Source organism: Shouchella oshimensis, assembly GCF_002019765.1.
In the GTDB taxonomy this organism is placed as follows: domain Bacteria; phylum Bacillota; class Bacilli; order Bacillales; family Bacillaceae_D; genus Shouchella; species Shouchella oshimensis.
This window is the reverse complement of record NZ_KV917380.1, coordinates 2,288,033-2,300,261: the sequence shown is the minus strand read 5'-3', so window position 1 is coordinate 2,300,261 and position 12,229 is coordinate 2,288,033. Positions and strand designations below refer to the sequence as shown.

At 36.2% G+C, this 12,229-nt stretch carries 14 protein-coding genes; 11 read left to right on the top strand and 3 right to left on the bottom strand.

Translation table 11 applies throughout. The features are described from left to right. Positions 1 to 51 precede the first annotated feature (51 nt). Positions 52 to 630: a CGNR zinc finger domain-containing protein gene (locus BK583_RS11495; protein ID WP_055736443.1), complete on the top strand. Its 579-nt coding sequence runs from the start codon at positions 52 to 54 to the stop codon at positions 628 to 630. A 56-nt stretch (positions 631 to 686) separates the two neighbouring features. On the opposite strand, the gene BK583_RS11490 is transcribed toward BK583_RS11495, so the two are convergent. After that, entirely contained in the window at positions 687 to 2,534 is a 1,848-nt protein-coding gene (locus BK583_RS11490) for a serine hydrolase domain-containing protein (protein ID WP_055736444.1), read from the bottom strand. Between the two features lie 176 nt (positions 2,535 to 2,710). Further along, entirely contained in the window at positions 2,711 to 3,331 is a 621-nt protein-coding gene (locus BK583_RS11485) for a DUF4352 domain-containing protein (RefSeq protein ID WP_055736445.1), read from the bottom strand. 237 nt (positions 3,332 to 3,568) lie between these two features. Here BK583_RS11485 and BK583_RS11480 point away from each other — a divergent pair, with 237 nt between their 5' ends. Together BK583_RS11480 and BK583_RS11475 are read left to right on the top strand one after the other, a co-directional pair. Then, positions 3,569 to 4,432 carry an AraC family transcriptional regulator gene (locus BK583_RS11480; protein ID WP_055736446.1) on the top strand — a complete coding sequence of 288 codons (864 nt, stop codon included), beginning with the start codon at positions 3,569 to 3,571 and terminating at the stop codon, positions 4,430 to 4,432. A 671-nt stretch (positions 4,433 to 5,103) separates the two neighbouring features. Beyond that, on the top strand, positions 5,104 to 6,807 hold the full coding sequence (locus BK583_RS11475; protein ID WP_245804418.1) for a toll/interleukin-1 receptor domain-containing protein: 1,704 nt from the start codon (positions 5,104 to 5,106) through the stop codon (positions 6,805 to 6,807). Between the two features lie 180 nt (positions 6,808 to 6,987). Here BK583_RS11475 and BK583_RS11470 read toward each other — a convergent pair whose 3' ends face one another. After that, positions 6,988 to 7,320 carry a helix-turn-helix domain-containing protein gene (locus BK583_RS11470; RefSeq protein ID WP_055735783.1) on the bottom strand — a complete coding sequence of 111 codons (333 nt, stop codon included), beginning with the start codon at positions 7,318 to 7,320 and terminating at the stop codon, positions 6,988 to 6,990. 168 nt (positions 7,321 to 7,488) lie between these two features. Between BK583_RS11470 and BK583_RS11465 the strand changes: the two genes are divergently transcribed. From BK583_RS11465 to BK583_RS11430, 8 genes are all read left to right on the top strand, one after another. Further along, entirely contained in the window at positions 7,489 to 7,758 is a 270-nt protein-coding gene (locus BK583_RS11465) for a hypothetical protein (protein ID WP_055735784.1), read from the top strand. A 742-nt stretch (positions 7,759 to 8,500) separates the two neighbouring features. After that, a complete protein-coding gene (locus BK583_RS11460) occupies positions 8,501 to 8,779 on the top strand; it encodes a YwqI/YxiC family protein (protein WP_055735187.1) in 279 nt (92 codons plus the stop codon). A gap of 3 nt (positions 8,780 to 8,782) precedes the next feature. Continuing rightward, positions 8,783 to 9,652, top strand: coding sequence for an LXG domain-containing protein (locus BK583_RS11455; protein WP_055735188.1), 870 nt, complete (start codon positions 8,783 to 8,785; stop codon positions 9,650 to 9,652). Next, a complete protein-coding gene (locus tag BK583_RS11450) occupies positions 9,653 to 9,991 on the top strand; it encodes a hypothetical protein (RefSeq protein WP_055735189.1) in 339 nt (112 codons plus the stop codon). It begins immediately after the preceding gene. A 111-nt stretch (positions 9,992 to 10,102) separates the two neighbouring features. Then, a complete protein-coding gene (locus BK583_RS11445) occupies positions 10,103 to 10,426 on the top strand; it encodes a hypothetical protein (RefSeq protein ID WP_055735190.1) in 324 nt (107 codons plus the stop codon). Between the two features lie 143 nt (positions 10,427 to 10,569). Then, positions 10,570 to 10,908, top strand: coding sequence for a hypothetical protein (locus BK583_RS11440; RefSeq protein ID WP_055735191.1), 339 nt, complete (start codon positions 10,570 to 10,572; stop codon positions 10,906 to 10,908). 303 nt (positions 10,909 to 11,211) lie between these two features. Next, positions 11,212 to 11,526 carry a hypothetical protein gene (locus BK583_RS11435; RefSeq protein WP_055735192.1) on the top strand — a complete coding sequence of 105 codons (315 nt, stop codon included), beginning with the start codon at positions 11,212 to 11,214 and terminating at the stop codon, positions 11,524 to 11,526. A 249-nt stretch (positions 11,527 to 11,775) separates the two neighbouring features. Then, positions 11,776 to 12,228: a PH domain-containing protein gene (locus tag BK583_RS11430; RefSeq protein ID WP_055735193.1), complete on the top strand. Its 453-nt coding sequence runs from the start codon at positions 11,776 to 11,778 to the stop codon at positions 12,226 to 12,228. The last annotated feature ends 1 nt before the right edge of the window (position 12,229 follow it).

Genomic DNA, 12,229 nt, shown 5'->3' with positions numbered 1-12,229 from the left:
AACCCTTTAAACTACATTTAGCAAGCTGAAATGATGAGGAGAGCTGAAACAATGAACGAAACGAAACCTTTTCAATTAAGCAAAAGTACTGGGAATGTTGGGTTAGATTTTATCAATTCAGCAAACTTTCACCGCACTGAAAATCATCAAGAGTGGTTTAATAGTGAGATGGATGTTTTGAAGTGGGCCAATTACACCGGGATTATTGTAGAGGAAGACTCCGGCTCTGCTATGAATTTAGCTGAAATAATTGAGTTAAGAGAAGTAATGTATCGACTAGCGATTCATGCTATAAAGCGAACAATAGCGACTGCGGATGATAGTCGCACATTCAATGAATGGATCAAACATGCCCAAAAGCATACGGAAGTTACACAGAATGAGGCTGGAGTATTTGAAAAGAAGTTAATAGGAGCAGGGGGATTAACAAAAATTGCTTATATCGTCGTCCTAGCATTTGGAGACTTGATCATGTCAAAAACAATTCAGAAAGTAAAGCAATGTCAAAGTAGCCGTTGTGAGTGGCTTTTTATTGATCAAACAAAGAATCAAAGTAAACAATGGTGTTCGATGAAGGCATGTGGCAATAGAGAGAAAGCGAAACGATTTTACCATTCAACGAAAAAGTAAAGGTCACACGTTGCTGAGTGAATTAAATAGTAAAAAAAGATGGGGCTCACACCCCATCAACCGAGCATTCTCCAATAGATAAGCGAGCTAGCAAATAGTACAAACATAACAAGAGACAGTATTCTTAAAAACAGTAGCCCTTTGCTCATCTGCTCTCGTCGTATGCGTTTCATACAGAAGAAAAAGAATAGGAAAGCGAGAAGCAGTAACACATAATTGAGTCCGATTTGAACATAAAACTCACTGAAACGTCTTGCTGTGTCTGCAAGCATACGAAATGCCATGATGCCAACATTTACCACAAGAGCAAACGACAGTAGCTGCAAGCCAATAAACGGTTTCGTGCTTTTTTTGTTTGAACGGCGTATCTTTCGTAGGAGAAAGACAATCGGAATCGTTAGTACAGCCCCAATCATATAAAGACAAGAAACAACCAACAAAATAAGAAGGGCTTGATTCATCCAAGAGTTAGGGAAATAATCACCTGCTGAGCTTGATACTTTGACGAGTTCGCCGTCTTCCATTTGGGCATAAAGATAAGGCATGGTTAGAAACAGTGGGGCACCTTCATCCAATGCGTACACATAAGGTTGCACTTGCTGGTAAATGGCGGATTCACCTCCAAAGGAGACGACAATCGACTCATTGTCATGTGGTTCAATTGACATCATTAGGAGTGAATAATAAAGACGAATAAAAGAGGAATCCATCTTTCTTGACTGTTGGAAGGAACCGCTTACTTCGCTCGTGTCTGGCAAGGAACTAGTTGTTTTAGTCGTATCTAAGCCGACTAGAGTTGTCATGAGCTCCTGTGTGAAGTGCAATTCCCCACCTTGGTTCGTCAACACAATGACCCCAAATCGATCATCAGGAACAAGCTGAAAATGACTAGAGAACGCTGCCGTATTGCCGCCGTGACCGACCGTCCTTTGTGAACCTGGGAATTCCCAAAAACCATGAGCCAATCCAGGGAAATTGTCTGTAGGTGCATATGTTTGTGTGAACAGCTCCTCTAACGTCGATTCAGACTGAAACAGTGGTGATTCGCCATCTTCCGGCATAAGGGCGAGAGCAAACTGCGCTAAATCAAGGGCAGTTCCATTTAAGCCACCAGCAGGGTAAATCGACACATAAAAGGGGTTCCCCTCAATAAACTCACCTACACCGGCTGGCAAATATCCGTTTACTTTATTCGTTTCAACCGTGCTTGTCGGATCATTTGGAACAAATGCAGCCTCTACTGGCTCATCGTACGTAGAAAAGATCTGTTCCTCAACATACTCATAAAACGGTTGCCCCGTCACCTGTTCAACAATGTACCCAGCTAGCGCATTCGAGTAATTGGAATAGGCAACCACTTCACCTGGTGGATAGATCTGCTTAGGCTCACCCCGTCTCAAGCCTTCTTCCAACGATTCAACATAGGCCTTATCACTGTAACCAAGATCAAAGACATAATCCTCAAAACCCGCCTGATGGTTGATTAAATGCATGATTGTAATCGGCTCATCATAATGTAGTCTTGTTAAAAAACCTTCGGGAAGATACGTCTGAACATCCTCATTTAAATCAAGTTTTCCTTCCTCAACAAGCTGCATCACAGCCACATAAACAAACAACTTGCTAATAGATCCCCATTCAAAAACAGACGTTTCAGCATCAATAGGCACGTTGTTTTCAACATCCCCTTGACCGTAGCCTTTAGCTAACACAATCTCCCCATCTTTAATAATGACAATACTCGCTCCCACAGTTGATTGGCCAATATGCTCAGAAGCAAATTGATCAACAACGTCTTCAACCTCTTCTAAAGGTATACCTGAGGGTGTGGAGGCGGCCATTGCGAGAAAAGGATTTACCAACAGAACACAGATAAAAACAATGAAAAAAATAAATGATTTCATAAAGTCTCCTTAAGGTTTCGTCGTTTACTTGTTGTAATACGTTTGAAAAAGGGGAAAGGTTCAGAATAAATTTGCTATCCTTTTTTTATCGGAGAAGAGAGGGTAACCATTGAGCTAGAAAAACGTAGACAAACAAAGAAGGTTCCTCATATGCAGAGAAACCTTCTGTGCGAAACTTAATTTTCTAATTCATCACGGGTAAATGTAAACATCGCATCGTTGATGGCGCTAATACCGGTTAAACCAGGCTTCACGCGGAGATGATTTTCTTCATCGATATAACCTTGATAAACCGCCGTCCCAGTCATTTCATCTCCTGGAGCAATCTCTCCCTCGACCCCATCGTATTCATCGTACCACTCAGAATCATCTGGCATGCCCGACCCTTCGAGAAAATCGGTGTACTCAAACGTTCGCGATGTTTCCAAAGCGTCAATCGGCTCATCACCAACGTTCTTAATCGTAATTGATGCAATAATATAGGCGTCTAACTCCGGCATTTCGCCATCAATCTCCTCGACCATCTCAACACTATTAAGCGTAAATTCAAAAGAAGCAACGTTGCTTTCCATGATGGCTGTATCCCCAACAACAAGGTCTAGTTGATCTTCGCCTTCTTCAGCCGGAGTATCGGTATCGTCTGTCTCATTCTCACTGTCTTCATCTGTACCTGCATCATCCGTTGTAGATGATTCTTCAGCTGGAGCGCTTGAAGCGCCGTCGTCAGAATCGGAGCATGCACCTAAAATAAAGGGAATAGCAACCATTGTAGCTATCAAACTAGTTGTACGTTTCATATGTATATTCTCCTCTTATTTACTTGTTCTCTCTTCACATAACCTTTTTTTCATTTCTTAAACATTTGTTAAAAATTGCTGATGGGATTGTATAATAAATCCATATTAAACGAAACGCTGAGATTTGAATAGAGAAGATTAAGTTGTTTTTTAGATACAATATCGGTTACAACCGCGCATAAATGGACCAGATTCAGTTAAGAAATCCCTTTAAGATAAAGCTAAGGAGTTGAAGGTATGGCAATGATTGATGTATTACAAGAAACGATTGACTATATGGAGACGCATTTGCTTGAACCAATCACAATCAGCGAGATCGCAAAACAAGCCAATGTGTCCCCGTATCATTTTCAACGGTTGTTTGCCGTGTTAACGGATATGTCTGTGGGTGACTACTTACGCAAACGGCGCTTAACATTGGCAGCACAAGAATTGGTCAGCTCAGATCTGAAAATCATTGATGTTTCGTACAAATACCAGTACGAAACGCCAGAAGCATTTTCAAAATCCTTCCGTAAGCAACACGGGGTTACACCCAGTGCCATTCGGAAAGGGCTTGGCAAGGTAAATGCGTACAATCGGCTTGTCGTGCACGTACAAATGAAGGGAGCAAATCCAATGCGCTATCGAGTAGTAAAACGAGATGAATTTCAAATAATTGGAACAAGGGGGACATTTTCACTTAAGAACGATGAGAATACGAAAGACATACCGAAGATGTGGGATCGAGCTGCACAAGATGGCACCATTTCAACGTTAGCTGGGTTAAACAATGGAGAAATTAAAGGTTTGTTGGGGGTATGTGTAGACAACCAAGTGAATACAAGTCTAGAAAAGGTTGAGTATTGGATTGCGGCTGAATCATCTGCGAGTGAGTCAGAAGAATTCGAGAAGCTTGTTTTACCAGCATCGACGTGGGGGGTATTTGAAGTACACGGTCCAGCTCCAAGCGCAATTTCAAAAGTATGGAAAGAGATCTTCACAGAATGGTTTCCGTCAAATCCCTACGAGCACGCGGGCACTCCTGAGCTTGAAGTCTATGTAAACGAAGATGTGATGAAAGAAGATTCATATGCGGAGATTTGGATTCCGTTGAGGTGAAGAAGGGGAGCGGTGGTAGATTAGGGTATAATGGAAGTTCTGTTTTAATGGACTCGTTAATGGGGAAGCAATTTAGAGAATAGTATTAGAATTAGCTGTTGCTTGAGGTCTTTTATAGCCCTCAATGTGAACAGCTTTCTTGTGTATGGGCTGGTTTTTGAACATAATTTACAGACGATCCTTGGTTTCTTACTCCCAATCAATTTTATAGCTTCAACCTTGAAATAAAAACGTTTAATAATAAAATATCAAATTATCAGGTAGGTAATCTTCTAACTAAGAATAATTATATATTTTAAATAATAGTACTGGGAGATTTAATACTTATAAATTTAATTCAATTAGATTTAAAACAATGACGATTGCTGTTAAATCTTTAAATATAGGCCGTGTTGCAATATTTACAACAACAAAAGGAAGTAACAGTATTTAAGACCTTGCTATTGAATTAGAAAACTGGTTTGATATAGTTCAGCCTCATTATACTACTGATATTACAATGGGTTTATTGATATGGTCAAGTTTATAAAAAGGATTCAGCTAAAAAGAGCGCTTAATAAAGTTTTCTACATATTGAGTTAAGCAGGAAGGGAGAATAATTCCTTCTTTTTTCTTTTGTAAATATTGTATAATAGTATATTATGTCCTGTTTTGAGAGGAGTCTAGTTAAGTTGGAACTCAATGAAATCCAATCCATTTCAAGAGAATTAGAAGCAGATAGTAAGAACTTAGAAAGTGTAATAAATAGAATATCAAGAATTGCACATTCAAGGTTTGATATCAAAGAATTGCTGTTCTGTAAGTTGAACAAAATAAAATTAGTTGAAAAAAACATAAAAATTGTTCAGGTAGAGGTAAGGCAAATAGCTTTAAAAAAAGGTATATCTAAAGAATTGTATTTAAAAATTTTTAATGAAATATATTCTTTTGTTCTGAACACTAGAAAAGTTATTACGCTTGATGACCAGCATGAATTAGATGACAGGAATGTGATGATCTTGGCTGTTAGTCAAATTGTTGTAGAGTTAAAACATTATGAAGAGGTTTTAAAAAATAACACAATTCCTGATGGATTAGCGAGTCTTGATTTATATCAGGCTAATCAAAATAAACAGCGTTTAGATCATATTTTACAAAGAAATATATTAAATAAAAGAACAATTTTAAATGAGATTAAGGATTATCTACTTGATTATCTAATATCTATAGAAAATGAACACTTGCAAAAAAAGGAGCTAGAAACTATGGATGTAAGAGAACGACTTGAGGAATTGATTGCAGAAGGTTATTCAATTAGTCAGAATGATTATACTCCACTTTCTCATGATCTAACTGGAGACTATATCTCTAGCGATAATTATGTAGCTTGGTTACATAAGTGTAAAATCTTTATTAAGAAAAATGTCAGTGATATTGATATATATAATGAATTTAATGATGTTGCCAAAAATGCAAATGGGAATGGTCAATTTTATTTTGATCAAGTAATTGGTTTGTTGGTGGCACTTAAAACTTATGATTTTAAAGAGGAAACACAGTTAGAAAAAATAAGATCTAACAATAAAATTGATAAAATTTTTATTAGTCATTCTGTTAAAGATGTTGAATATGTGAAGTCTTTAGTACAGCTATTAAATGATATAGGGATTAAGAAAAGTGAGAATTACATATTTTGTAGCTCACTGAGTGGCTATGGTATTCCTTATGGTGAGAGTATTTTTGAATTCTTAAAAGAAGAATTAAATAAAAGCAACATTATGGTTCTTTTTGTGCTTTCACATAATTATTATCAGAGCCCGCCGTGTTTGAATGAAATGGGAGCAGCTTGGATTACATCAAAGAGTTACAATTCTATACTCACTCCTAATTTTGATTTTAGACACATTAGTGGAGCAATTGATTCCAGTAAGATAAGCTTTCATATGCATGATGAGAATGGTTTAAATACATTTAAAGATAAGATAGTAAAGCTCTTTGAATTAGAAGAAATTGACTATAAAATTTGGGGAGAGGATAGAAAGAGATTTATTGAAACAATAAAAGGAATTTCATATATAGAAGCAACTAACCTTAACACTCAGGTGCAAGTAGAAAAGGTAAAAAAATTAAATGATGAAGAGTTAGAACTACAACTAAGATTCATTAATGTTACTGACAAAGATATAGAATTTAAATTCATTGACTTTGAATTGGTTGATAGTTTTGGAAATGAAATACAGCTCTTAGCAGAAGATAAATATCTAGAGAATTACACATTATATAGAAAAGAAAATAAAGTGGTTAAGTGGGTATTTCAGTATGATTATAAGTCAAATTACAACCCTAGAAGAGATAATGGTAATTTATCAAAAGTAAGTTTTGAAATCTATAGCTGAAAAATAATTTTTTGAAAATACCAATAATTTATGAGGAGTAGGAGGTTTTACTTTTGGAACAGAATAATGAGCAGGAGCAACCATATTCAATGATTAATGAGATAATCTCTAAAAGTAAGAAAATTAAAGATTGCTAGAGTAAACAACAGAGAATGTCTCTCTGTTGTTTTACATTATTAACTATTTCTTTCCCTTCAACCGCCGAAACAGCTCTAGCTGTTCCTCAAGATATCTAATCTCATCATCAGTCAAATCTTGAAATTTATTTTGTTTAAGATCAACCAATTCATCTCCTTCAATATAACCGGCTTTTTGCATCAATAGCTCTGGAGGAAGTTTTAAAGCTTTACTTATTTTATTTAAGACATTCGCAGATGGAATGTCTTTTTTGCCGTTTTCTAATTGTGAAAGGTACGAATGTGAGACACCTGAATATAATTCAAGTTGTCTAATTGTCATCTGCTTTTCTTTTCTGAGTTTTCTTATATATAGTCCAAATTCTTTTGCTCTCATATGGAATCACCTACAGATAATTATATTGATCAAGATTACTAAAGTACAAAATTTTTGAACAAAAACGGTTTCTAAAGTGATATTTATTTGTTAATATGGTTATTAAAGTGAACAAAAATTGATTGTTTATTACTAAAGTAACCAAATTCACTCGAAAGGAGCCTCTTTATGCCACAAGTCCCTTACGGCGTTAGGTCATGTTTGTACACGGGGATCAGTCACAACATTGCATTCTTAACGAAACAAGCGGAAACCATTCTTCAATCAGGACAAGGTACATGGAAAAGTTACGATACGAAGCTGCATCATGAGGTGAAAGAGGCAATCGGCTGGTATCAGCAGCATGCGGTCAAAGAGTTGTTTCACGTAGAGGAAGACTTAAGAGCGTTTGAGCAACTGCTTACGAAAGTCTATCAAAAGAAAGAGTCAGCTCCATAAACCATAGTACCCATTCACAACATGCAGGTTAAACCTCCGGCATGTTATTTCTTTTTACATTCGTTAGAAAAACACGAGAGTTATGATAGAGAAAAGATAGGATGAATCCGTGTACTCATGGGTGAAAGAATCTCAAAGGGGTGAACGAATGCAGAAGTTACTTACACTAATGATCGATCATGTTTTTTCGTGATTCCTCAATAAGATATGTGGAAAGAAGTGTATCGACACATGGAGGCATTATTGAAGTCTGTTTCGATTGTGCAAAATGAGGCGATTTTTCTCAAAAAGGTAAGGCTTTGCCAATAGAGAGTATAAAAATCTGTTTACCCTAAAGTGACTTATATGGAAGTAGTCTTTGTTTTAAAGTTATTCTCCCGGACATCTATGCAAATTGTGTAGTGTACGTATTTTATTTATCCTTTATTTTCCTTTCTTTAAATGAAATGTTATTAGATATAAGAGCGGAAGTGTTTAGGTCTTACAAGATGGAGTTTATTAAAAAAAATGACATTTAGATTAGGAAAAAAGACCTTTATTTTTATTTAGTATTTTTTGGGAAAGGAGGAATGTACTGTTTTATTGTTTTCTCATTTACGTTAAAATTGATTAGTAGTGGAGAAATCTCTCAAATGGTATAAATCATTAATTACTTGGCTATATCGTGGTTTTGTATAATTAAAAATTGGGAAAATACATAATTGAATTAATAGAGATTGTAAGAATAGGAGGTAAGGGGTAAGTGAGTGAGGAAATTCGGTTAAATCCGCAGATTGTACTGGGCCAAATTAGCAATCTTCGAAATCATATCAATGAAGTAACTCTGAGCAATTCTACGTATTCAAATGAAAAAACCATTTTAGATTCAATTGAACAAGCAAAAGACAACATGGAGAAAATACAGCAGTTGATTGCCGATTATCAAGCACTAGTGCTTGATAATGCTGATCATATTGAAAAAATGATTAACGATTTTGTGGCCGCGGAAGAAGAAGTAGCAAATGCAATAAAAGGGGGTTAGGACATGGGTAAAAAAGCGCTGGATGCCGAAAGAACCATTGAAATGCTTCAGTCAATGGCTAAGGAGACGTCTGATCAAAATGGTCAATTTTCTGGCTATGCGGGTTGGCTTACCAGTCAACATATGCATTCTGGGAGGTTGAGTTCAGGCAGAACGGCGACGGCTATAGCGAATTTTTGGAAAGAAACCCACCGTCCATTTCTTAACTTACTAAGAGATGTCATGCAAGATTTTTCGGAAAAACTAAACCAACTGCAAAACGATATTTCGGATACGTTTACGAGTGAAGCGGTGGTAAAAGAATCGTTTATGATGGATCAACTTTATGATGAATTGGATCAATTGAAGACAGTTGCACGCCAACATGGCGAAGCACTTTGGGATATAAAAAGTGAATATAGCGATGTCCTCTCAATGCCTTCGTTTGATTACTCAAGAATTGAACAAAGTTTATCTAACTCACAGAATATAATTAACGAAACCACTTCCCAGTTATATGACACAGATTCAAAAATGAAAACTCCTATGGATTATGTTGCCGAAGATATCGAATTGATGCGGACGTATGTTGATCAAATTCGTACAATGATCACAAGCGGAACGCTGTCGATTGAGAATTTCTCAAGGAGCCAAATTAGGGATGAAGAGACATATAAGGACGTGAAGAGTGCTTGGAGACAAAGAGATGTGCATAATGCAATTGGATTTATGGATTCTTTTGTAGGAAAGCCATTTGGAGTGTTTCAAGATGCTTTTTCTGCAGGGACAGAATTCTTACCAGGTTTGGCAATGGGCGTTGGCTATTATGCTAATCATGGCGCAGTATTGTTTAATGGGAGTGCAAAGCTTAAATCTGCTTATGGAGCGAATTAAATGATTGTTTATGCTGGCGTTATGTTTTTATTATCAATTAGTCTTGCTTTTCAATATATAACAGCACTTGTTTTTCTTGTCCTTGGAAGAAACAATCCATATGCACGGTTTGTGGAGAAATTTTATGAGCACCATCCGAAAGACTGGTACGATAAGTTTATGAATGTTTTCTACATAATGAACTATGGGGTTGCTCATCGTGCTTATGAAAAAGTCATGACCAAACATGGTGGTATTAAAGGGAAATTGCGCTATTTGGGGTTAATTTTTATCGCGACAGTTGTTTTAGCTATTGTTGCAAATATTATTAATGTGATTGAAATTAGGCTCACAAGTTAGAAAAACTAAGATTGGCAATTTAAAAGTTAAACAGCAAGGTTTTTTATAGTTTTTGCTAAATAATGAAAAGTTGGGTAAAAGTACAAAAAAGTTAAAATCAAAGTGGGTAAAATGGAGACAATTGGTTTAATTATCTTTACTATTGTTGGTCTTTCTATCGGATTGCAGTTTATAACAGGTATGTTGTTTTTTTTATTTGGCATTTCTTCACCTATAGGTAGTTACCTATCGAACTACTATGTGAAAAAGCCTAAAGATTTTTTTGACTGGTTCACAAATGTTTTTTATATAGCTGCTCATAGTTTTGCCCATCTTTCGTTTTTAAAGTTGATTGAGAAACATGGTGGATTTAAGGGAAGGCTCATTTATCTCGGTCAATGGATTGTCATTTTCGTTCTTGTTGTTATAGCAGTCAACATTCCTTATATGTTTTAAAAACAATTGCTTTTTGACAATGTGTGGCAGTGAAACCATTGCCGTGTCATTAAGATAATTTCACAGAAAATGATACTAAATTGATTGGGCTGATAGCGCCAGGTGCTGGTTAAGTTGAAAATTAGAACTATGGAGCGAATTGAATGATTGTTTATATGGGTATTATTTATTTAGTAGGTTTGTGTTTAGCGTACCAATACATAACAGCATTTGTTTTTCTTGTGTTTGGAAAAAACAATCCATATGCACGATTTGTGGAGAACTTCTATGAGCACCATCCGAAAGACTGGTACGATAAGTTTATGAATTTTTTCTACATAATGAACTATGGGGTTGCACATTGTGTTTATGAGAAAGTCATGACCAAACATGGTGGTATTAAAGGGAAACTTCGCTATGCGGGATTGGTTTTTATGGCGACAATTGTATTAATTATTATCGGTAATATCATTAATGCTATTGAAACTAGTCTTACTAGTTAAATAAAAGGAAAAAAGCTTTAAAATAAGGTATCACACTAACATCTACAAGATAAGGAGAATACTAGATAAAACCATTTATATGTAGTACAACTGAAGAATAAATTTTACTTTTTACAATATGTGGATATGAAACAATAGCTGAGTTATTTGGATAGATAGTATTTAGGAGAAGTCAGAATAGAACTGGGGAATGTCATTTAAAGTGGCGCGCATCAGCTTATGCAGCTTAAAGGCGTTTATGAGAAAACTTTAAAAGTTGGTTGGTTTAGATAATTAAATATTTGAGATGGAGCTGTTGAAACTTTGATAGATGTTTTTGCGTTTATAATAGGTCTTGCTATAGCTTTTCAATTGATTACGGCGATGCTGCTTTTTATTCTAGGAAAGAATACGCCTTTTGTCTTCTTAGTTAATAAACTGTATGAAGAAGAACCGAAGGGTATATATGATCGGTTCATGAATGGTTTTTACTATATGTTTTTTGGAATTGCAGTTGTTTTATTTCGACGTTCGACTGAAAAACATGGAGGAATAAAGGGGCGTTTTATTTTTCTTTTAGAGTGGATTGGAATAACAGTAATGCTATTCATTCTTGTCAACATTCCCCATATGTTTTAACGCAACCATTTAAACGATAAGAATATGAATAGATGAAACCATTTATGCGTTGCACGACGGAAGAGTGGATTGTACTTTTAACCATGTGTTGGTGAAAAGTCGGACTTTCACAGCGCTAAGAGAGATGTCTACTCAAATGATGACGGTATCATTCAAAAAACTTCTTTAAACAAATGGAAAGATGTTAGTGGGAAATTGCTTAATCGTGTGCTGAAACAACCTTTGAAATAAAGGAGGGAAAACGTCTACATGAGTGTATATAAAACAACAAGAGATAAAAAAGTAATAACGGGCTACAGTAGTTTAGTGGTAGGACTAACTGCCATTATGGCGATCTTTGTAATAATGGATAATTCCATCGGACGCCTGTTGTTTTTTGGTTTTTTATTTATTGTAGGCATGATTTATTTTGTATCGGGCATGGTGTTTATTTCCTATGAGTTCAAAGAAGAAGGGTTGGTTGCCCAAGCAGGCTTTATTGGCAGGGTTTTTCCCTATGAAAGCATGACAGCCATTGAGCCAATGGGCAGCCCTTTCTCGGGTAATGAGCGAATTCTTGGCTCTTCCCATGGGTTTACGATTAAACATACAGGTCCAAAAGGGGAAGTGAAGATCTCTCCTGAGCGTATGGAAGAATTTAAACGTGAATTAGTGAAACGGGCACCTCAGTTGGATGACCGTATGGAAGCAAAGGTAAGATAGG